The organism is Streptomyces sp. NPDC101152, assembly GCF_044768275.1.
Classification (GTDB): domain Bacteria; phylum Actinomycetota; class Actinomycetes; order Streptomycetales; family Streptomycetaceae; genus Streptomyces.
Window position 1 is genome coordinate 184,771 of sequence record NZ_JBIWPO010000010.1, and the last position, 20,582, is coordinate 205,352.

Consider the following 20,582-nt stretch of genomic DNA (forward strand, 5'->3'; position numbering starts at 1 on the left):
CGCCATGGACGGATCGTACGCACCGGACTCAGGAGCCCGGCAGGCGGTGAAGGACCGCCCGCGCCCGCCGTCCGCTCCCCTGCCGGCGCCCCGCCGCGCTCGGGCCGGGTTCCGCTCCCGTCACCTCGGCCTGGCGCTCGTCGGCTGCGGTGCGGCCATGGTGCCCTGGCTGGTGGTCCTGGCGCGGACCCTGCCGGACACGGCCCAGGTCCGGCACTGGTCCACCGCCTGGGTGGGACTCGACGCCCTGGAGGCGCTCGGCCTGACCGTCACCGGCCGCCTGCTGCTGTGCCGCGACCCCCGCCACGGGCTCACCGCGACGGCGACGGCCGCCCTGCTGGTCGTCGACGCCTGGTTCGACGTGACGACCGCGGCGCCGGGCCCCGAGCTCACCGCGGCGGTCGCGATGGCCCTGGGCGTCGAACTCCCGATGGCCGCGCTGTGCACGACCCTCGCGGTGCGCTGCCCTATCGGGCCGTCTGACGGCCCCTAAGCCCGGATGGCGTCGGCCGGTGGTGTGCGCAAGGCTCGGCGGGTGGGGAGTTCCGTGGTGAGGAACGCCGTGGCGGTGACCGTGAGTGCGAGCGCGGGCAGGAGCCACGGCGGGCCGGACGGCCACGGGTGGCCGAGGAAACCCTGGCCGAGCAGCGCCAGGGGTACGGCCGACAGCAGCAGGGCCGTCACGAGGGCCGTCAGCGCCGTCACCGCCGCCTCGCGGCGCACCATCGTGCGGATCTGACGCGGGGTGGTGCCGTTGAGGCGCAGGGCGGCCAGTTCCACCCGGCGCTGGGCGGTGGCGGCCACCAGCTTGTTGGCGATGCTGAGCAGCAGGTAGACGAGCAGGACCACGATGGTGGCGAGGTTGATCCACACCTCGGGCGGCGCGTTCCGCAGCCCCGACGCGGGCGCGGTGTCCGTGAGGGTGAACCCGGGACGGGACACGGCAAGGGCGTTGCGGGCAGCCGGTGTCCCGTCGGTACGGATCAGGATGCTCTGGTCGAGCCCGGTGGTGGTGTGCCCGGCGGCCAGGTCACGGGAGAGGACCACCGAGCCGAAGCCCAGGCCGCGGGCGTAGACCGCGACCACCGTCGCCTCGACCGGCGCCCCGTCGCCGAGCACCAGCCGCACCCGCGCGCCCGTCCCGGCGCCCCGCGACCGGGCGACGTCGCTGCTGACGGCGACGGTGTTCCCGGTGAGCCGGTCCAGGCTGCCGTGGCGCACGTCGAGGTCGAGGACGCCCGCCGCGCCCGGGGTGAGGATCATCGCCGGACCGGAGTCGGTCTCGGTGTCCCCGAACAGCTTGTACGGCCACACCACGGTCGTCGTCCCGGCCGGCGCCGCCGCCCGAACCCCGGGCGTCCGGCGCACCTCGGCGAGCGTGCCGGCCGGCAGCCCGCCCAGGGCCGGGGCGCTCAGGCGCAGTTGGGCCAGGGTGCCGCTGTGGGTGTCGTGGGCGGTGGCAGCGAGCACGGTGGTCTGGGTGAGGGTGTACGTCAGCACGAACACGACCGCCATCGCCAGCGTGCTGACGATCCCCGCGTTGCGCAGGGCGTAGGCCCGCACGTTCGCCATCGCCAGCCAGGTCGGCGCGGAGGCCGAGGCGCGGGTGCGCCGCGCGGCCGCGGCGCCGATCCCCCGCACCAGCGCCGGACCGGACAGCGCCAGTCCGATCGCGCCGAGGATGCCCGCGACGGAGGTCGCCGTCGCGCCGAGCACGGTGCGGGAGAACAGGGGGACGGCCGACATGGTGGTCGCGGCGACGACGATCAGCAGGCCGGCCCGGGTCCGCGTCCGCGAGGGGCGGCGCGGCTCGCTCCGCGACTCCGCGACCGCCTCGGTCGCCGGCATCCGCGAGGTGCGCCACGCCGAGCCCCGGGCGGAGACCTGCACGGCCAGCGCCATCAGGAGGACGGTGGCGAGAGCGGGCAACGGGCTGAGGGTGAGCGGGAGTTCGGCCGGTACGACCCCGCGGTCGACCAGCAGTCGGCGGAACTGCCCGGCGAGCAGATAGCCGAGGCCCACGCCCGGTACGACGGCCACGGCGGCGACGACCGCGGACTGGGCGGCGGCCAGCCGGCGGATCTGCTTCGGGGTCGCGCCGACGGCCCGCAGCAGCGCCAGGTCACGGCGCTGGCCGGCGATCGACACGGCCAGCGCGCTCGCCGTCACGAAGCCCGTGATCAGCAGGATGACCCCGGCGAGCGAACCGGCCAACAGGACCAGCAGCGAACGGGACGCACCCGCGCCGGGTGAGCCGAGGTCCCCGCGGCCGGCTCCGGTCGCCGTCACGAGTCCGGTGCCGGCCAGTTTCCTACGGACCTCCTCCGCGACGTGCGCCCCGGCGCCGGGCGCGGTGCGCAGGCCGACCAGGTCGACGCGGTCGCCGCGGCCGGAGAGCCGTACGGCCGTCGGGTCGGCGAAGAACACGCCGGCGCCGGGCGCGTCGACGATCGCGGAGACGCGGTACACGGCGGCCGGGCGCCCGGCCGCGATCACCCGCACGCGGTCGCCGGGGCGCACAGCGGCCGCGTCGGCCGTCGCGCTGTCCAGGGCGACCTCGGCGGCCCCGCTCGGCCCGCTGCCGTCGACCCGCACGCCGTCCAGCAGCCGCGTCGACGACCAGCCGTGCCCCGCCGACTGCGGATCGGCGGCCGGTACGACGCGGCCGTGGGCGTCGACGAGGGCGGCGGGGAAGCCGAGGTCGCCCACCGCGTCGGTGACGCCGGGGAGTTGGGTCAGCTCGGCGACCAGACGGGCGGGCACGGTACGGCGTTCGGGCAGGGCGATCGGCAGGTCGCCGGGCGGGTGGTACTCCTGGTCGGCGGCGACCACGACGTCCGCGCCGGCGAGGCGGCCGGCCGGCAGATGGCAGCGCAGCCCCGACTCGGCGAGGACACCGGTCCCGGTGATCAGCGCCGCACCGCCGAGCACCGCGCAGGCCACCGCGACCAGGGCGGCGAGACGGTGCCGGACCATACGGGCAGCGATACGCACCATGTCTCAGCTCTCTCCCAACGCGACGAGCTGCTCGGCCAGTTGGGGTGCCGTGGGTTTGGCGAGGGAGTCGACCACCCGGCCGTCGGCCATCACCAGGACCCGGTGGGCGCGGGCCGCGGCGGCGGGGTCGTGGGTGACCATCACGACGGTCTGGCCCAGGTCGTCGACGAGGTCGCGCAGCAGGTCGAGGACCTCGTGGGCGCTGCGCAGGTCGAGCGCGCCGGTCGGTTCGTCGGCGAACACGACGGCGGGCCGGGCCACCAACGCCCGTACCACGGCGGCCCGTTGCTGCTGACCGCCGGAGAGTTCGGCCGGGCGGTGGGTGAGCCGGTCTGCCAGGCCGACGCGGGCCACCAGCGTCCGCAGCCAGTCGCGGTCCGGGGCGCGGCCCGCGAGGCGCAACGGCAGGGTGATGTTGTCCTCGATGCTCAGCGAGGGGATCAGGTTGTACGCCTGGAACACGAACCCGACGCGTTCGCGGCGCAGTTCGGTACGGCGGGTCTCGTTCAGGCCCGAGATCTCCCGCCCGTCGACGCGGACGCTGCCCGAGGTCGGCGCGTCCAGCCCGGCGGCGCAGTGCATCAGCGTGCTCTTGCCGGAGCCCGAGGGGCCCATCACGGCGAGGAACGTGCCGCGCTCCACCGTCAGCGACACCGCGTCCAGCGCCCGTACGCCTCCGGGGTAGGTCTTGCTCACCCGGTCCAGTTCGATCGCCGGGTTCACTTGCGGCCCCGCAGGTTGCGCACGACGAGGGTGCCACCGCACAGCACGGTGACCGCGCCGCAGGCCAGGTGCACCCAGGTGTTCGCGTCGCCGAAGGAGGCGGCCATGTTGGCGACCGCGCTCAGCACCACGAGGGTCCACAGCAGGGCGCGGGCCACGTCGCCGCGGGTGACGGTGGCCGAGGGCGTGGTGTCGGCGCTGGTCAGGCGGTAGGGGTCGGTGTTCGGCACGGGGTTCCTCCCATAGGTCGGCCGTCGTCACCGACGCTAGGGACCGGCGGGCCCGGGGCCGATCCCGCAGTCCGCCCGGTCGGAGGTACAGCAGGCTGTACCTCCCGGCCCCGGAGCTGTCGGCGAACGGGCCTGCGGCATAAGGTCCTTCGCGACGAAGGGAGGGCGCATGGCCGTCCAGCGGGAGAGCGCGCACGCCGGGCTCGGGCACACCCTGGTACGGACCCTGGGCGCCGCCGGGTCCGCGATCGCGCAGCTCGTCTCCGGGCTCGGGACCGCCTTCCTCGCGCTGCTCCTGCTGCTGTGGCTGGCGGTCACGGCCGTGAGCGGTGTGGCCGGCGTCGGCCTGCTCATGGCGCCCGCGGTGCTGCACGCCCTGCACGCCCTGGCCGGGCGGGAGCGCGGGCGGCTGGCCCGCTGGGGCCCGGAGGTCCTCGCGCCGGACCCGCCGCCCACCCGCCTCGGCCCCGCTTTGACCGACCCCACCACGCGGCGCGAGCTGCGCTGGCTGCTCCGACACGCCACGCTGGGCCTGCCGTTGGGGCTGCTCGGCGTCCTCCTCCCGATCTCCGCCGTACGCGACACCCTGTTCCCGCTGTACTGGAAGGTGGCGCCCAAGGACACCACCGCCACCTCCATCGGGATCGGTACCGCGCACTCGTGGGCGGACGCGCTCGCCGTGGCGCTGCTGGGTGTCGGCTGGATCGTGATCCTCCTCGGGCTCGGCCCCGGCATGGCCCGGCTGCAGGCCCGCCCGGGACGCGCGCTGCTCGTGGCCCCGCCGGGGACGGACCTCTCACTGCGGGTCGCCGAACTCACCGCCACCCGGGCCGCCGCGCTCGACGCCCACGCCACCGAACTGCGCCGCATCGAGCGGTCGTTGCACGACGGAACGCAGAACCGGATCGTCTCCGTCACCGTGCTGCTCGGCGCGGCCCGCCGGATGGTCGCCCGCGACCCGGCCGGCGCCGACGAACTCCTCGAACGCGCCCAGTCGGCCGCCGAACAGGCCCTCGCCGAACTGCGCACGGTCTCCCGGAGCATCCTGCCGCCGGTACTGGCCGACCGGGGGCTGGAGGGCGCCCTTGCGGGTCTGGCCGCCAACTGCGCGGTGCCGTGCCGGATCGACGTGGAGGTGCCCGCGCGGTGCGCCGCCTCCGTCGAGGCCACCGCCTACTTCGTCGTCGCCGAGGCGTTGACCAACATCGCCAAGCACAGCGGCGCCCGGCACGCCACGGTCACCGCGCGCGGGCGCGGCGGACGCCTGCTGCTGTGCGTCGAGGACGACGGCCGCGGCGGCGCCGACGAGGCCGCCGGCTCCGGACTCACCGGCATCCGCCGCCGCGTCGCCGCCCACGACGGCACCCTCTCCCTGGCCAGCCCACCCGGCGGCCCGACAACCCTGAAGGTGGAGCTGCCATGCGGATCGTGATGGCCGAGGACGACCCGCTGCTGCGCGAGGGCCTCGCCCTGCTGCTGCGCGCCGAGGGGCTGGACGTCGTCGCCACCGCGGGTACGGCCGAGCAGGCGCTGGCCGCGATCGACGAGCACGAGCCGGACGTGGCGATCCTCGACGTGCGGATGCCGCCGACCCACACCGACGAGGGGATCGTCGCGGCGGTCGAGGCCCGGCGCCGACGGCCCGACCTCGCCGTCCTGGTGCTGTCCGCGTACGTCGAGCAGAGCTTCGCCACCGAGCTGCTCGGTGGGGGCGTCGGCGGGCTCGGCTATCTGCTCAAGGAACGGGTCGGACGGGTCGAGGAGTTCCTGGACGCGCTGCACCGGGTGGCGGGCGGCGGCACCGCCATCGACCCCGAGGTGGTCGCGCAGCTGTTCACCCGCTCCCGGCAGGACAGCCGCCTGGAGCGACTCAGTCCGCGCGAGCGGGAGGTGCTGGCCCTGATGGCCGAGGGCCTCGGCAACAGTGCCGTCGCCGAGCGCCTCGTCGTCACCGAGGGCGCCGTCCACAAGCACATCCGCAGCATCTTCGCCAAGCTCGACCTGGCACCGACGGACCGGGTGGACCGGCGGGTCGCGGCGGTCCTGCACTATCTGGAGGACCTGCGCGGGCACTGACCCCCCCGACCGCCGTCAGCTCAGCGCGTCCGTCTGGACGTCCTTGCGGGACACGGCGAGGTACGTGACCAGGATCAGGATGGCCGCCGTCCAGGCGAGGGTGACCGGGCCCAGGCCCCAGTCCAGGCCGCCGCGGCCGTGGTTGAGCGCCATCCAGTCGGCCACCGAGGCGCCGAGGGGGCGGGTGATGACGTAGGCGGACCAGAAGGCGGTCACGGCGTTCAGGTTGCCGCGCCAGTGGGCGAGGGCCGGGACGGCGATCGCGGCGGCGTACAGGACGGCGGAGCCGAGGTAGCCGAGGCCGATGGTGGCGGACAGGTCGCCGGCCGCGGTGCCGAGGGCGAAGGTGGCGAGGACCGCGGCCCAGTAGTAGACCTCACGGCGGCGGGTGTGGATGCTGTGGATGGACAGCGTCCGCTCGCTGCCGTACCAGAGGGCGAACACCGTGGCGAGCGCCACCATGAAGAACGGGGTGGACAGCAGGTACGGCACCCCGAGCCCGACGTGCAGGATGTCCGCGGCCATAGTGCCGAAGACGCTGACCATCACGATCGCGGTCCAGTAGATCCCGGCCACGTACCGGCGCACCGCGAACTGCACGGCCAGCGCCGCCACGAACGCCACGCCGCCGATGCCGACCGCCGGGATCGGGCCGAGGAGATGGGCGAGCCAGTCCGAGGCCGTCTCGCCCATGCCGGTGGTCAGCACCTTGATGACCCAGAACCAGACGGTCACCTCCGGCACCTTGCTCATCGTGTGCCGTACGGTTCCGCGGGGCCGGTGGGGGGCGAGGCGATCTGTGCTCATGCGGGGCACCATGGCACGCGCGCGCCCGAGTGCCACAGACCTCTTTGCCATTGTTTTGGCGCTTCTGGAGGTTGTGTTGCCCAAGGGGCGCCCGAGCCTGAACACAACCTGAACGCGTCGGCCGTTCGCCTGCCCGAAGTGCGTGGACAGTGGTAAGGACGGCGCTACTTCAGGCCGATGGCCGCGCAGTCCGCCGCGTACTTCGCCGTGCAGATGTCCTTGACGGTGTAGACGCCGTCCTTGATCACGGTGTCCTTGATGTTGGTCTTCGTGAGGGCGACCACCGGCACCAGCATCGCCGGGATCTTCTTCTGCGAGGGGCTGTCGATCGTGTCCTGGGTGAGCGCGTCGAACGCGATGTCCCGCCCCTGCACCTTGTACACGGCCATCTCCGCCGCGCCCGTCGCCTCCAGCAGGAAGGACTTGTAGACCGTCATGGTCTGCTCACCGGCGACGATCCGCTGCACCGCGTCCAGGTTGGCGTCCTGCCCGGTCACCGGCGGCAACGTGGTGGCGCCCGCCTGCTTCAGCGCGTCGATGACGGCGCCCGCCATTCCGTCGTTGGCCGAGTAGACCGCGGCGATGTTCTTCAGGCCGATCGACTGGATCGCCTTCTCCATGTTGGCCTTGGCGATCTTCGGCAGCCACTGCGGGGTGTCGTAGGACTTGGCGATGACCACCCGGCCCTTGAGCTCGCCCATCGCGCCGTCCTTGAACAGCGCCGTGTTGGGGTCGGCCGGCGAGCCGTTCATCATGACGATCTTGCTGGTGGCGGCCTTGTCCCCGAGCGCGTCGGTGATCGCCCGTGCCTGCACCTCGCCGACGAGTTCGTTGTCGTGACTGACGTACGCGTCGATCGGGCCCTGGGCGAGCCGGTCGTAGGCGATGACGGGTATCCGGGCATCCTTGGCCTTCTGCACGGACGGCGCGATCGCTTTGGCGTCCACGGCGTCGACGAGGATCACGTCCACCTTGTCGGCGACCAGTTGCGCGAACTGCCGGCTCTGCCTGGCCGCGCTCGCCTCGGCGTTGGCGTACACGACCTTCCCCTTGCCGCTGGTGAGGGAGGCGACCTGCTGCTTGATGATCGGGTAGTCGAACCGTTCGAAGCGGGCCGTGTCCTTGTCGGGCAGCAGCAGTCCCACCCTGATGTCGTCGCGCTTGTTCGGCGCCGGGGCGCCGCTGTCGCCGGTGACCCCGTTGACGACACCGCACCCGCCGAGCAGCAGCGCGCAGACGGCGGCGAGGGGGAGGGTGCGGCGAAGTGCGGTCGATCTGTGGGGGGTTCGTACGTTCACGTGCGAGGTGCCTTCCGGGCGAGGGGGGACGGGCCACGGTGACTGAGAAGCCAAACGGCGCTGTGAAGGCGGGGTCAAGACATCTGGATGTCTTTTCGCAAACGCCCACCGAGTTTTCGCGCACGCTCACGGAATCTCCGCGCCCGCTTATGACTGAAGGCGGCAGCCGGTCGGTCGGGCGGCGTTGGTCAGGCAACCGTAAAGAACCTTGACAGCCGAATGGTCTAGTCCAACTATGGGTCGCCATGAGACGACCTCGCGCGCTGCGTGCGCTGCTGTCCTGCATCTCGGTGACCGGCCTGGCGGCCGGTCTCGTCGCGCTCGGGGGTGGTGGGGCCCTCGCCGCCGAGCAGACCCCCGCCCATCCCGAACGGCCCCTGCCCGCCCAGGTCTCGGCCCCCTACTTCGAGGCCTGGACCGGCGACAGCCCGGCAGCCCTCGCGGCCGCGTCCGGCAACAAGTACCTGACCATGGCCTTCCTCCAGACCGACAAGCCCGGTTCCTGCAACGCCTACTGGAACGGCGACACCACCCAGCCGATCGCCAAATCCACCTTCGGCGCGGACATCGCGGCCATCCAGGCGCGCGGCGGCAACGTCATCCCGTCCTTCGGCGGTTACGGAGCCGACACCACCGGCACCGAACTCGCCGACAGCTGCACCGACGTCGACGCGATCGCGAAGGTCTACGAGAGCCTGGTGACGACGTACGGCGTCACCCGCATCGACCTCGACGTCGAGGCCGACTCCATCACCAACGCGGCCGGGATCGACCGCCGCAACAAGGCCATCGCCGAGGTGCACCGCTGGGCGGCGCACACCGGACGGCACGTCCAGTTCTCGTACACGCTCCCCACGACGAACACCGGGCTCGCGCCCAGCGGGGTCGCGGTGCTGCAGAACGCCGTGGACAACCACGCGCGTGTGGACGTCGTGAACATCATGACCTTCGACTACTGGGACGGCGCCACCCACGACATGGCCGCCGACACGGTGACGGCCGCCACGGGCCTGCACACCCAGCTCACCGCCCTGTACCCGCAGGCGGACCCGGCCAGGCTGTGGCACCGCATCGGCGTCACCGAGATGCCCGGCATCGACGACTACGGCCCGCAGGAGACGTTCACCACGGCGGACGCCGTGAAGGTGGAGCGCTGGGCCGAGGCGCGCGGGATCAACACCCTCTCCTTCTGGGCCCTGCAGCGCGACAACGGCGGCTGCGTGGGGACGAAGGGCGCCAACTCCTGCTCCGGGATCGCCCAGGACACCTGGGCCTTCAGCCACACCTTCGAACGGTTCACGCGGGGCTGAAGGGTTTGTGTGGGGCTCCGGGGTTCCGGTGCGGCCGAAAGGTTTCCAAGGGACCCAAGACGGGCATGATCGGTCACTTCAGCGCCGAATCCGTGCAGGAGTCCCACACAGACTCCATACAGTCTGTCGAAACCCCCGTTAGCGTTGCAGGCCGTTCGATCCCTCGTGCGAATGGTCAGGTAGACAGCGGATGGACTACTGCTCCTCGTGCCGCCGGCACCTCAACGGCGCCCTGGTGTGCCCCGGTTGCGGTGCATACGCCCCGGACATCGCACCGGTGACGACGACCGGCGGCGCGCACCGCGCCCCGGAGCCCACAGTGACGTGGCCCGACGTACCGGAACCGCGGCCCCACGGCACGACGGGAACCGCCCCGTCCGACACCTTCGAGGACGTCGAAGACGTCGAGGGCGCTCGGGACGTGGAGGACGCGCCGCCCGCGTCGGAGGGCCGGGCGGCACGTCGTCGCCAGCGGGAGCGGTGGAAGAAGAACCAGCGCCGCGCGGTGGTCGCGACCGCCGTCGCGCTCGTCGGCGGCGGACTGACCGTCGCCTCGATGGACCGCGGCTCGAGCCACACCGACCAGGCGTCGGCGGGTCCCGACCTGACGAGCATGGGCACCGAGGGCCGGCCGGCGAAGGAGCCGAGCATTCCCCCGTCGAGCGCGACCCCCACCGCGCAGCACACCTCGCACACGGACGCCGGCACGTCCGCCACGCCCGGCGGCCGGCACCGGCGCACCGCGGCGACCGCGCCCGGCACCGACTCGGCGCACACCCAGCCGTACTCCGCCTCGACCTCGCACACCACGACGACGGCGACGCGCCCGAACACGCCGTCCGTCACCACGAACACGACGACGACCACGTCGACCGGCACCGGCACGAGCGCCGGCACGTCGACGAACCGGACGCCGTCGTCCACCTCGACGTCCGCGTCCACGTCGACGTCGTCGTCCGGCGGTTCCACCTCGTCCTCGGGCACGTCCTCCCAGACGAGCGGTAGCACCTCCACGGCCTCGACCTCGCCGTCGGGCCTGTGCGTGCTCGGCCTGCTCTGCGTGAGCTGAGACCGTACAGGGTCAGCGCGCGTGCCGCTCCTGGACGGCGGTGAGCGCGCGGACGACGAAGACGCCGGCCACGGCCGCGCCCACGGTGGCGGCGTCGGAGACGAGGAGTGCCCAGTAATCCGTGTAGGCACGGGCGATGACCTGGTCGGTGGAGGCGCCGGACAGCAGGCCGACGCCGCTGAGCAGCCCGACCAGCCACAGTGCCCACCACACGTTCACGCAGCGCGGCAGCCGCTCGCCCGGGGCGCTGTCCCGGTGGACCTCCGCGACGATGCCGCGCGGAAACCAAAGGTTGACGACGGGGACCACCCACCCCAGATAGACCCACAACCCGGCGTAACGCGGCGGCCGCCCGGACAGCTCACGGGCGTTGGCCCGCGCGCGCCCCAGCCATCCCACGAACGCCACCGCGCAGACCACCACGGCGATCCCGCCGGCCGAGACGACCAGGTGGTACTGGTCCTCCAACGAGGTCAACGGCCGGTGCACACCGCCCCCTTGGTCCGGCGCCCCGGACGCCGGCTCCCCGGCCACGGCCAGCCGCACCTCCCAGACGGCACGCACCGCCCAGACGAAACCAGCCAGAACGAGGCTCCCCACGGCGAACCGTGCGGCCCCGCCGAGCGGGAGGAGGGCGGGGGCGGACAGGGGGGCGGGGGGTGTTATCGCGTCACTCACCGGGGCATCCTCGCGGACGGCGAGGGCCTTCGGCCAGGGGGACAGGCGGTGGGGGCGAAGGGAAGGGAACCCTTCACCTCCCCTTCACGCGCCGCACTTCACGATCCGGCCGCCCATCGGCTCTCCCCGTCCCACCTCACGTTCCCCTCCCCGCGCGGTGCGGCCCCAGTTCCCGCAGCACGTCGGCGAGTTGGCCGGCATCGAGCGCGGCGCCCGGCAGCGGGGCCGGGGCCGGGCGCAGACCGTCGAGGAGGAGGGCGACGGGGCGGCGCCAGGCGTCAGGGGCGGTCACGGCCGTCAGGGCCGGTACGGCGCGGCCGAGCGCGGCGAGGGCGAACAGGACGTCCTCCGTACCGACATCGGCACGGACCGTGCCCTCCGCCCGGCCGCGCTCCAGCAGAAGCTCCAGCGTCTCCCGGTTGTGCGCGTGCACCGCGTCCAGGGCCTGGACGCCCTGGACGCGGGTGGTCATCAGGTCGTTGGTACCGCGGTCGGCAGCCAAGGTGGTGAAGACAGCCCGGAGGTAGCCGGTGAGCCCGGTCCAGGCGTCGGGGGCGTTCCTGGCCCGTTCCCCCGCGGCCGTGGTCTGCCCCAACTGGTCGCGGAAGACGGCGTCGACGAGGGCGGCGCGGCTCGGAAAGTGCCGGTAGAGGGTCGCGTTGCCCACGCCAGCCCGGCGCGCGATCACGTCCAGCGGCGCGTCCAGTCCCTGCTCGGCGAACACCTCGTGGGCCGCGTCCACCAGCTGATCCCGATTACGGCGTGCGTCACGCCGCAGTGGTGCCGGACCGTCGGTCATCGTCGTCGTCCTCTCCGGAAACGGGGAGCACTCCCCGGTACTGCTGCTATCGTCGCGTGGCCGATGCGAAAGCCGTGGAACGGCTGCTGCACCTCGCCAAGACCGACCGCGAACGTCGTAAGGCGAGGGGCTGGTGGAACCAGTACCCGGAGCTGCGGTCACTCGTGGAGTACGTGGCGCTGGAGGACATCGCCACCGGTGTCCGTACCTGGCAGGGAGCCTTCGTGCCGGGGCTTTTGCAGACGCCGGACTATGCCCGGGCCCTGGCGGTGGGCAACGCGGACTGGGAGGACCCGGACGAGATCGAGCGGTTCGTCGAGGCGAAGGTCGCACGGCAGGCCCGGCTCACGGACGACCGCCCGATCAGCCTGTGGGCCGTCGTGGGCGAGGGGGCGTTGCGCCAACTCGTGGGCGGGCGCGAGGTGATGCGCGCGCAGCTCGCCCATCTCGTGGAGGCCGCACGGCTTCCCGTGAGGGTGCAAGTGGTCCCGTTCCTCGCCGGCTCCCACCCGGGCATGACCAGTGCCTTCAGCGTGGTCTCGTTCGGCGAACCCGGTGCGATGGACGTGGTCTACATGGACACGGCCTCGTCTGCGCTGTGGCTGGAGAGCGAGGCGGATGCCGCCCGTCACAACGCCAGGTTCGAGCGGATCGCCCGCAGTGGGCTCGCTCTTCGGGACTCCGTCACCGTGATCGAACGTATCCGCGAGGAGCTGTGAGCCGTGCCGCACCACGAGTTCATCAAGTCCAGCCACAGCAGTGGGAACGGTGAGTGCGTCGAAATAGCCCGCAACATCCCCGGCACCGTCGCCGTGCGGGACTCCAAGGACTCCGGCGGTCCGATACTCCGGTTCGCGGCGGCCGCCTGGCGCGCGTTCCAGGTCGGGATGCCGGCAACGCCGCTCGACGGCCCCGGCGCGCCCTAAGGATGCAACGCCGTCCGCCCCGCGAAGGACTCGCAGGGCGGACGGCGGCGTTGCCCCGGTGGGCTAGTTGGTGAAGTACAGGTACTTCCAGTCGCTCAGCGTCGTCGAGTTCACCGTGTCGCCCGAGGTGCCGTTGACGTAGGCCGCGCGGACGCGGGCCTTGATGCCGGACTGGCCCGGGGCGCCCATGTTGACGGACGACTTGCCGTTGGTGCCGAGGGCGAAGTACTGCGGGCTGTCCTGGCTCGGGTACCACTTGCCCTGGTAGAGGATCTCCAGCTCCAGGCGCTGCTTGCGGCCCGGGTAGTACGTCATCGTCGTGGTGACGATCGGCGCCGTCTTCTTGTGGAACCAGTAGTAGGTCTGCGAGCCGATCGCGGCCTTCTTGTAGTTCTTGGTGACGGCCGTGGAGACGCGGACCTGGGCGTAGCCGGTCGACTTGACCGTCCTCGGCGCGTACCGGGCGTCGCCCCTGAAGACCGCCGTGACCGCGGTGTCGCGGGTCATGCTGATCGTGGCGGTGAAGTTGCCGCTGGAGTTGACCTTGCCGGAGGCGACCAGCTTGTTCGGCTTGTCGGTGCCGAAGGGGTCGGCCCAGATCTCCACCGTGCGGTTCTTGTACGTCGTCCCGAGGTGCGCGGTGAACTTCGCGCCGGCGCCGTACGCGTACAGCTTGGCGTTGTTGTTCAGGCTGAGCGCGGTCCCCGTGCGGGAGACGGCGACCTTGTCGGACGCGCTCACGGCGGAGTGCGTGGCGTCACCGGCGTAGGACACCTGGTAGGTGACCGTGCCGCCGGCCTGCGGGGTGTCCGTGAAGGAGTACGTGCCGCCCGGCCTGACCGTGACGGCGGGCAGCGCCTTGCCGTTCGGGGACTCGAGGTCGGTGCGGGTGACCTGCAGCTTCACCCCGGTCGGCAGCGTCTCGGACGCCGAGACGCGGCCGGTGACCGTCAGCTTCTTGGCACGGGGCGCGCTGGTGGGGGCGTTGACGGTGAGGGTCGGGTTGTTCAGGGTCGGGCCGGTGAGGGCCCTGAGGGTGTAACCGGTACCGTCCGCACCCGTGCCGACCAGCGCGAAGACCCGGGAGAGGTCCGGAGCCCAGCGCAGGGCGGTGGCGGAGGACGTCCCCAGGTCGTAGCTGTGCAGCGGACTCGTGGAGTCCGGCCGGTACGTCAGGACCTGGTTGCCCGAGGCCTGGGCGACGATGCCGTTCGACGCGATGTCGGCCGACTGCCCCGTCGGGTAGGAGCCGGCCGCGGTGAACTTGCCGTCCGCGTAGGCGTCCCGGTCCTTGCCGTTGACCAGCACCTGCTTGCCGCCGGGTACCAGATCGATGTCCCCGATGCCGCTGTTCAGGGTGTAGTCGCCCTGGTACCAGGAAACCAGCTTCGGGGTGCCGCCGGAGACGTCAACGACGGCCATCGAGTCGGAGGAGATGCCGGTCTCGCCCACGGCGAGGATGCCGGGCTGGCTGTCGTCGGTGTCCAGCAGGCCCTGGCCCCAGATCCCGGGTCCGGTGCCGTCGGTCGGGAACTGCTTGAGCGTCACCGGGTCGGTGCCGCTCGCCGGGTCCACGGACGGGTCGACCGAACCGAGGTTGCCGTCCCACTGGTCGCCGTAGGTGAACCACACCTTGCCGCCGCTGACGGCGACGTGGCGCGGGCCGGTGTTGGTGGCGACGGTGTAGCGGTGCTTGATGTCGAGGGTGGCCGCGTCCAGGGCCACGATCTCGTGGGTGCCGGGCAGGGCCGCGTACAGGGTGCTGCCGTCGTCGGACACCGCCAGGTCGGTGACGCCGGGGAACCCGCTCGCGGAGTCGACGGCCGTACCGGAGTAGTCGGCCGCGGTGACCGTGCCGGCCGAGCCGTCGCCGACGAACACCCGCTTCAGGGCACCGTCGGCGACGATGCCGCCGGGCGCCGTGACATGGGCCGGGGCCGCCGAGGCGGTGCCGGCCGCGACGACGCTCAGCGCCGCCGAGGAGAACAGGACAGCAAGCGCTGTCGCGGTGGAGATGCTGCGCCTACGCACAGTCGTGTGACCCCCAGAGGAAAACCCGGTGCACGACCGGGCAGACGAGTGCGCCGCGCAACACCCGGTCTTGACGCACGGGGCGCGGCTGCCTGCGCAGCCTATGTCATGGATGTGACAGTTGAGGAGGGAGTTTCACCTGCGCGGGGATTCCGTGACGGTGTCGAGCACCGTGACCCGACGGAAGTTGCACCCGGCGGGTGTCGGATCGCCGGGCTCAGCGTCCAAGGCGAGCGCGGAGCCGGACACGGACCCCGTCCGCTGGGCCGCGTGGGTCTTCAGGGCGACGCTCACCAGGCCGAGCAGCAGGTCCACGTCGGCGTCGCAGTCGAGGTGCACCGTGACCCAGCGGGAGCCGGGGACCATGCGGATGGCGGTCGACTCGGCGAAGTCGTAGTGCAGGCGCTGGATGGCCCGGGCGGTCAGCTGCAGGTCCACGTCACGCTCGGAGTGGAAGTGGACGATCTCGTGGTGGGCGGAGCGCAGCGCCCGGCCCGTCCCGCAGTCGGCCGGACACGGGCTGAGGTCGGGCCACGTCTCGAGCTGCCGCATGGCTTTCTGCGCCGGTGTCATGGGCCCATCGTGCTGCGCTCACCGCGCGGCCACCAGGGATTGCGCGATCCGTAACCCATGGGTGACGAAACCGAGCGGACGACTTTCCGGGCGTTTGGGTCGATAATCGGGTCATGAGTACGGCGACGTTTGTACTGGCGGCCACGTCGGTCAATGTGGGCCACGTGGTCGGCGCCTTCATCGGCGGTCTGGTCATCGCCGGTGCCCTGATCTGGGCCTTCTGGTTCGGTATGCGGGTGCGCGACCGCGAGCTGCCGCGGCCGCTGCCGGACGAGCAGCCGCACCTTCCCGAAGGCGGTGCCGTCCATGAGGCGAGCGAGGTGCGTGAACCGGACGAAGTGCCCATGGACGGCGGACGACGTCTGATGCCGCACGAGCTGCACCAGGCGGCCAGCAGGACGGGGAAGGACCAGCGACGCCGCCGCTGGATGCCCGGCTCCAGCGGCTCCTTCGGCAGCGGCGGCCTGGGCTGACGCGCGGTGGGCGTGGGGAAGGCTGCGTCTGGGCCGACGCGGGCTGCTTGGCCGACCGGGTCGGGCCTTCACGGCCGGCTCCGGCCGTCCCCGGGCGGGGCTCGTACCTTCCCGGGCCGGCTCGGGCCGTCTCGAAGCCGCTCAGGTCCGCCAGAATCCGCTCGGGTCCTCCAGAAGCCGGTTCAGGCCATCCAGAAGAAGACCGCGGTCATCCGCTTGTCCTCCAGGGTGCTGCCTGCGTAACCGGTCGCGCTGTGCACCAGGTTGGCGTTGTACAGGAGCAGCCGGTTGTACTTGTGCGGGACGCGGACGTCCTCCTCGAAGTGGTCGCCCGGCACGAACCGGGTGCCGAGCGCCTCGACGAGGTTGTTGTGCGGGGCCTGCACGATGTTGCCGCCGAGCCGGCCGCCGGGCAGCGACTGGCGGTAGAAGGCGGTGCCGCAGTCCTTGCCGACGCCGGGGTTGAGGTACAGCACGGCCGCGTACCGGCACAGCGCCCGTGAGTCGGTGTGCGGACGCGGCTGGCTCTCGCCCTCGCCGACGACCTGGACGCAGTTGTGGTTGAGCGTGCCGCCGCCGGGCGCCTGCTGCACCCACAGCTCCTTCGCCCCGGTCGCCTTCTTCACCAGGCGTTCCACGCGGGCGAGTTCGTCCGGCTCGAGCCCCGGCATGGTGCGCAGGCCCGGCCAGGTCTCCGAGGTGTAGGGGTAGCCCTTGACCCAGTCGTCCTTCGCCAGACAGCGGGCCCGTACGGCGTCCGCGTCCGGCAGGACGTCGTCGAAGACCCAGTAGTCACGGCCCTTGGTGGGCTTGCGGTACGGCAGGACGGGCAGGGTGGGGATCCTGGGCGGGGGCTGTGGGGGCATGGGGCGAATCTAGGTCGAGGGTTCGTCTCGACTCTCCCGCGAAGTGGTCAACATTCCGTCAACCGTGGGGTGTTGGGCCCAGTGCCGACGGGCGTACGAGAGTCGACGTCTGCTGTCGCCGCCTCTTCGGCTGCGACGAGGACCAGGTCCGTCGGGAGGCCGCCCTGCGGCAGGCCGCGGAGGGATCTGGGCATCAGGTCGCCGCGGCTCATCCCCACTCTCGACGGCGCCCACGTCTGCCGCCTCGCCGGAGCGCCGGCGGGCTCCTGGGTGAAGCTGTACGAGTGGGTCGAGGGTGCCGCGGCGGACGCCTCCGACCCGGCGATCCTCGACTGGTTCGGGCGGACCGTGGCGCTGCTGCACCGGGCGGGGGAGGGCGCACGCGAGACACCGGACCCCTGGTACGAACGGTGCCCGCGGGACGCCGACTGGAAAGAGCTGCACAGGAAGGTCGGCGGGGCCGGTCTGCCGTGGGCGGACGCGCTCGCCCGGTTCGTCGAGACCTCGGCCGCGGAGCTGGCGCGCTGGGTGAGCCCGACCGACTCGGACGACCTGGTGACGTCCCGCCTCGATCTGCAGCCCCAGAACGTCCTGGTCGACGACGCCGGGCCCGTCTCGGCTCTTCGCCACCGAACCCAACTACGTGTACGTACAGGCCGAATGCGCCGCCGACCCCGAAGTGACCGCCGAACAGCGGGCGTTCGGGAGCGAGCAGGTCGTCGCCCGCCTCACCCCCGTGCCGGATCCGGCTGCCGTCATCTGCCTGACCACCGCGCTGCGGGGCGTGCGGTGACCGGCCGGTGCGAGGATCCGTCCGGTTATGCGACGGGTTGCCTCCTCGTCGGCACCGCCACCCGACGAGACTTTACCAATCCAAAAGGTTTCGGCCGCTTACCTCTGCGTACTTCTGTGCGTCCGACCGCCGTTGATCGGCGGACCCCCGACCGGGCAGGAGGCACGGTGCGCTTTTCGCGGAACGCGACGGGAACTCTCTTCGTGGGCGGTGCCCTCAGTATCACTCTCGTCGCACTCGCCTATCCCGCGATGCTCGGAGTGAACACCGTGTCCAGCTCAGGGACGAGAGTGATCGCACAGACCCAGTGGGGACCGCTGACCGAGTCGGACCGGGACTTCGTGGTCAAGGTGCGCGCGGCCGGGCTGTGGGAGTACCCGGTGGGTCAACTCGGCCTGCAGAAGGGGCAGAGCCAGGCGGTCAAGATCGCGAGCAAGCACCTGATCGACGGGCACGCCGCGCTGGACGCCAGTTGCCGCAAGATCAGCACGATGCTCAACATCACCATCCCCAACATCGCCAGCCCCCAGCAGGAGGGCTTCGTCAACACCCTCAGGGGGGACAGCGGCAAGCAGTTCGACGTCGACTTCGCCAACATCCTGCGGGTGACGCACGGTTCGATCTTCAACACGATCGCGAAGGTCCGCTCGACGACGAAGAACACCGTGGTGCGGACCCTGGCGGACCAGGCAAACGCCACGGTGCTCGACCACATCACGGTCATGGAGCAGACCGGGTTGGTCAACTTCGACCAGGTCCTCTTCCAGGAGACGACCCCGCCGAAGCTGCCCGCCACGGACCTGACCCCGCCGCCCCCGGCCCCGGGCCAGCCCGAGGTCGTGCTCACCCCGCCGGTGGACACCACCACCCAGCCGCCGCTGCTGCCCGGCGAGTCCTCGCCCGGCACGGGCGGCGCGGGCGCCAACCCGAGCCCGACGGTGCGCTGACACAGCAAGGACGAGCAAGGACGGTGCCGTCGACGGGTCAGCTCCCGTCGGCGGCACAGTGCTTGAGCAGGAGGCGTACGTCCTCGTCGACCACCCGGTAGCGCACGATCCGCCCCTCCTTCTCCCCGGCGACCACCCCGGCCGCCCGCAGCAGTCGCAAGGCCTGTGAGACGGCGGGGTCGTTCATGCCGGTCGCGATCGCCAGGTCGGAGACGGCCAGCGGGCCGGTGCGGTGCAGGGCGATCAGCAGGGCGAGCCGTTTCGGGTCGGCGAGCAGCGAGAAGCGGTCGGCCCAAGCACGTACATGGGCCTCGTCACCGATGGCGGCGATGGCGTCGCACACCCGGTGGCCGTCGATGGTGCGGCGGTCCGCGCGGTCGGCCGGGACGAGATGCATGCGCACATCCTCGCAGGCACCTCTGTGATCTTCGATACCTGCACAGGTATGCAGCTATGCAGGAGGGGCCCGATCCCCCTACGGTGGGCGGGCCGTGGTGTTCGGGAAGTCGGTGCGATGCCGACGCGGCCCTCGCCACTGTGATCGGGAAGTCACCGGTCCACGTCCCGCAAGGGGCAGCCACTGGCCGTTTCACCGCGGCCGGGAAGGCGGACCGGCGACGCGCGACCCGTCAGCCAGGAGACCGGCCACGGCATCTCACGAAGTGATCCACGAGGTGCTGGAGCGTGAACATGACCGACGCTGCTTCTTTCCGCTGGCGGCGCGAGGACACCGTCAAGACCGCTGGGCTGGTGGCGGTGATCGCCGCCCTCCATGTCGCCGCCTTCGGGATCCTCTTCCTCCTCGTCGTCCCCGGCCACTACGAGGTCGGCTCCAAGGCCTTCGGCATCGGCCTCGGCATCACCGCCTACACCCTGGGCGTGCGGCACGCCTTCGACGCCGACCACATCGCCGCGATCGACAACACCACCCGCAAGCTGATGGCCGACGGCAAACGGCCGGTGTCGGTGGGCTTCTGGTTCGCACTGGGCCACTCCAGCGTGGTCGTGCTGCTGGCCGCGATGATCGCGGGCGGCACGGCACTCGCCGGCAAGGTCATGAACGAGAACTCCGCCACCCACAAGGTGCTCGGCGTCCTCGGTACGACGATCTCGGGCACGTTCCTCTACGTCATCGCCGCCCTCAACCTCGTCGCCCTGATGGGCATCCTGAAGGTGTTCAAGGCGATGCGGGCGGGGACGTACGACGAGTCGGAGCTCGAAGGGCACCTGGATTCCCGGGGGTTCATGAACCGGATCCTCGGCCGCCTCACCAAGTCGATCACGAGGCCCGGGCAGATGTACCCCCTGGGCTTCCTCTTCGGGCTCGGCTTCGACACCGCCACCGAGGTCACGCTGATGGTGATGGCCGGGTCCGGCGCGGCGGCGGGCCTGCCCTGGTACGCGATCCTGTGCCTGCCGCTGCTCTTCGCGGCCGGGATGAGCCTGTTCGACACGCTGGACGGCACGTTCATGAACTTCGCCTACCAGTGGGCGTTCTCCAACCCGGTCCGCAAGGTCTTCTACAACCTGACCATCACCGGTCTGTCCATCGCCGTCGCCTTCTTCATCGGCACGATCGAGTTGGTGGGCGTCCTGCACGACAAGTTCGACCTGACGGACTCGGTCACGGGCTGGATCGCCGGCCTCGACCTGGACAACGTCGGCTACGTCATCGTCGGCCTGTTCGTGGTGGTGTGGGCGGCCGCGCTGGCCTACTGGCGGCTGGCGAAGGTCGAGCAGAAGTGGTCGGTACGGGCCGCGGAAAGTCCGTGACTCGGGAGCCCCCCTAAGGTAATATATTGATAAAGCAAATTTGCGGAAGCCAAGTTGATCGAGGGAGGCGTTCGTGTTCGATCTCCGGACAGAGGCAGAGTTGAGGCTGCACTCCGAAAAGACGGCCCGGGAACTCGCGCTGCGGAAGCAGCGGGAGGAGCGGGAGAAGTCGGAGGAGCGGGACGAGGCCGACGCCGACGAGTCGACGGCTAC

At 71.7% G+C, this 20,582-nt stretch carries 21 protein-coding genes, 1 pseudogene and 1 riboswitch; of the genes and pseudogenes, 10 read left to right on the top strand and 12 right to left on the bottom strand.

Features of this window, described 5'->3' with window-relative positions; translation table 11 throughout:
• The first annotated feature begins 4 nt into the window (after positions 1-4).
• A complete protein-coding gene (locus tag ACIRVK_RS16465) occupies positions 5-493 on the top strand; it encodes a hypothetical protein (RefSeq protein ID WP_404247431.1) in 489 nt (162 codons plus the stop codon).
• On the opposite strand, the gene ACIRVK_RS16470 is transcribed toward ACIRVK_RS16465, so the two are convergent.
• The 3 genes from ACIRVK_RS16470 to ACIRVK_RS16480 are packed head-to-tail and all read right to left on the bottom strand — an operon-like array spanning position 490 to position 3,950.
• Positions 490-2,997, bottom strand: a complete 2,508-nt coding sequence (locus ACIRVK_RS16470; RefSeq protein ID WP_404247433.1) for an FtsX-like permease family protein — start codon at positions 2,995-2,997, stop codon at positions 490-492. The genes ACIRVK_RS16465 and ACIRVK_RS16470 overlap by 4 nt on opposite strands.
• 3 nt (positions 2,998-3,000) lie before the next feature.
• On the bottom strand, positions 3,001-3,720 hold the full coding sequence (locus tag ACIRVK_RS16475; protein ID WP_404247435.1) for an ABC transporter ATP-binding protein: 720 nt from the start codon (positions 3,718-3,720) through the stop codon (positions 3,001-3,003).
• Positions 3,717-3,950, bottom strand: a complete 234-nt coding sequence (locus ACIRVK_RS16480; RefSeq protein WP_404247437.1) for a hypothetical protein — start codon at positions 3,948-3,950, stop codon at positions 3,717-3,719. Before ACIRVK_RS16480 ends, ACIRVK_RS16475 begins: the two co-directional genes overlap by 4 nt.
• Before the next feature lie 169 nt (positions 3,951-4,119).
• Between ACIRVK_RS16480 and ACIRVK_RS16485 the strand changes: the two genes are divergently transcribed.
• Together ACIRVK_RS16485 and ACIRVK_RS16490 are read left to right on the top strand one after the other, a co-directional pair.
• Entirely contained in the window at positions 4,120-5,382 is a 1,263-nt protein-coding gene (locus ACIRVK_RS16485) for a sensor histidine kinase (protein ID WP_404247439.1), read from the top strand.
• Positions 5,370-6,026 carry a response regulator transcription factor gene (locus ACIRVK_RS16490; protein ID WP_404247441.1) on the top strand — a complete coding sequence of 219 codons (657 nt, stop codon included), beginning with the start codon at positions 5,370-5,372 and terminating at the stop codon, positions 6,024-6,026. Before ACIRVK_RS16485 ends, ACIRVK_RS16490 begins: the two co-directional genes overlap by 13 nt.
• Before the next feature lie 15 nt (positions 6,027-6,041).
• On the opposite strand, the gene ACIRVK_RS16495 is transcribed toward ACIRVK_RS16490, so the two are convergent.
• Together ACIRVK_RS16495 and ACIRVK_RS16500 are read right to left on the bottom strand one after the other, a co-directional pair.
• The gene (locus ACIRVK_RS16495) at positions 6,042-6,833 is read right to left on the bottom strand and encodes a hypothetical protein (RefSeq protein WP_404247443.1); all 792 of its coding nucleotides are present in this window, start codon (positions 6,831-6,833) and stop codon (positions 6,042-6,044) included.
• Positions 6,834-6,997: 164 nt separating this feature from the next.
• Complete coding sequence (locus tag ACIRVK_RS16500) at positions 6,998-8,131, bottom strand: sugar ABC transporter substrate-binding protein (RefSeq protein WP_404247445.1); 1,134 nt, start codon at positions 8,129-8,131, stop codon at positions 6,998-7,000.
• 245 nt (positions 8,132-8,376) lie between these two features.
• On the opposite strand from ACIRVK_RS16500, the gene ACIRVK_RS16505 reads away from it, so the two are divergent.
• Entirely contained in the window at positions 8,377-9,441 is a 1,065-nt protein-coding gene (locus tag ACIRVK_RS16505; protein ID WP_404247447.1) for a chitinase, read from the top strand.
• 195 nt (positions 9,442-9,636) lie between these two features.
• Here the strand turns inward: ACIRVK_RS16505 and ACIRVK_RS16510 are convergent, their stop codons facing one another.
• The 3 genes from ACIRVK_RS16510 to ACIRVK_RS16520 form a co-directional block, all read right to left on the bottom strand.
• Positions 9,637-10,455 (bottom strand): hypothetical protein, encoded by an 819-nt coding sequence (locus ACIRVK_RS16510; RefSeq protein ID WP_404247449.1) that lies wholly within the window; start codon positions 10,453-10,455, stop codon positions 9,637-9,639.
• A gap of 67 nt (positions 10,456-10,522) precedes the next feature.
• Positions 10,523-11,188: a DUF4328 domain-containing protein gene (locus ACIRVK_RS16515; RefSeq protein WP_404247451.1), complete on the bottom strand. Its 666-nt coding sequence runs from the start codon at positions 11,186-11,188 to the stop codon at positions 10,523-10,525.
• A 136-nt stretch (positions 11,189-11,324) separates the two neighbouring features.
• On the bottom strand, positions 11,325-11,987 hold the full coding sequence (locus ACIRVK_RS16520) for a TetR/AcrR family transcriptional regulator (RefSeq protein ID WP_404247453.1): 663 nt from the start codon (positions 11,985-11,987) through the stop codon (positions 11,325-11,327).
• Positions 11,988-12,043: 56 nt separating this feature from the next.
• On the opposite strand from ACIRVK_RS16520, the gene ACIRVK_RS16525 reads away from it, so the two are divergent.
• Together ACIRVK_RS16525 and ACIRVK_RS16530 are read left to right on the top strand one after the other, a co-directional pair.
• On the top strand, positions 12,044-12,706 hold the full coding sequence (locus ACIRVK_RS16525) for a DUF5753 domain-containing protein (RefSeq protein WP_404247455.1): 663 nt from the start codon (positions 12,044-12,046) through the stop codon (positions 12,704-12,706).
• 3 nt (positions 12,707-12,709) lie between these two features.
• Positions 12,710-12,913, top strand: coding sequence for a DUF397 domain-containing protein (locus ACIRVK_RS16530; protein ID WP_404247457.1), 204 nt, complete (start codon positions 12,710-12,712; stop codon positions 12,911-12,913).
• A gap of 63 nt (positions 12,914-12,976) precedes the next feature.
• On the opposite strand, the gene ACIRVK_RS16535 is transcribed toward ACIRVK_RS16530, so the two are convergent.
• Both ACIRVK_RS16535 and ACIRVK_RS16540 read right to left on the bottom strand, forming a co-directional pair.
• Entirely contained in the window at positions 12,977-14,944 is a 1,968-nt protein-coding gene (locus ACIRVK_RS16535; protein ID WP_404247459.1) for a YncE family protein, read from the bottom strand.
• Between the two features lie 135 nt (positions 14,945-15,079).
• The gene (locus ACIRVK_RS16540) at positions 15,080-15,517 is read right to left on the bottom strand and encodes a luciferase family protein (RefSeq protein WP_404247461.1); all 438 of its coding nucleotides are present in this window, start codon (positions 15,515-15,517) and stop codon (positions 15,080-15,082) included.
• A 113-nt stretch (positions 15,518-15,630) separates the two neighbouring features.
• Here ACIRVK_RS16540 and ACIRVK_RS16545 point away from each other — a divergent pair, with 113 nt between their 5' ends.
• The gene (locus ACIRVK_RS16545) at positions 15,631-15,990 is read left to right on the top strand and encodes a DUF6479 family protein (protein WP_404247463.1); all 360 of its coding nucleotides are present in this window, start codon (positions 15,631-15,633) and stop codon (positions 15,988-15,990) included.
• 182 nt (positions 15,991-16,172) lie between these two features.
• Here the strand turns inward: ACIRVK_RS16545 and ACIRVK_RS16550 are convergent, their stop codons facing one another.
• Positions 16,173-16,856 carry a DUF6445 family protein gene (locus tag ACIRVK_RS16550; RefSeq protein ID WP_404247465.1) on the bottom strand — a complete coding sequence of 228 codons (684 nt, stop codon included), beginning with the start codon at positions 16,854-16,856 and terminating at the stop codon, positions 16,173-16,175.
• Between ACIRVK_RS16550 and ACIRVK_RS16555 the strand changes: the two are divergent.
• Together ACIRVK_RS16555 and ACIRVK_RS16560 are read left to right on the top strand one after the other, a co-directional pair.
• Positions 16,847-17,649 (top strand): annotated as a pseudogene (locus ACIRVK_RS16555) (phosphotransferase). The gene ACIRVK_RS16550 and the pseudogene ACIRVK_RS16555 overlap by 10 nt on opposite strands.
• Before the next feature lie 203 nt (positions 17,650-17,852).
• Positions 17,853-18,596 (top strand): DUF4142 domain-containing protein, encoded by a 744-nt coding sequence (locus tag ACIRVK_RS16560; protein WP_404247620.1) that lies wholly within the window; start codon positions 17,853-17,855, stop codon positions 18,594-18,596.
• 37 nt (positions 18,597-18,633) lie between these two features.
• Here ACIRVK_RS16560 and ACIRVK_RS16565 read toward each other — a convergent pair whose 3' ends face one another.
• Positions 18,634-18,993 (bottom strand): ArsR/SmtB family transcription factor, encoded by a 360-nt coding sequence (locus ACIRVK_RS16565; RefSeq protein WP_404247467.1) that lies wholly within the window; start codon positions 18,991-18,993, stop codon positions 18,634-18,636.
• Between the two features lie 78 nt (positions 18,994-19,071).
• A riboswitch (cobalamin riboswitch) is annotated at positions 19,072-19,261 on the top strand.
• A gap of 25 nt (positions 19,262-19,286) precedes the next feature.
• Between ACIRVK_RS16565 and ACIRVK_RS16570 the strand changes: the two genes are divergently transcribed.
• The gene (locus ACIRVK_RS16570) at positions 19,287-20,369 is read left to right on the top strand and encodes a HoxN/HupN/NixA family nickel/cobalt transporter (protein ID WP_404247622.1); all 1,083 of its coding nucleotides are present in this window, start codon (positions 19,287-19,289) and stop codon (positions 20,367-20,369) included.
• Positions 20,370-20,582: the final 213 nt, after the last annotated feature.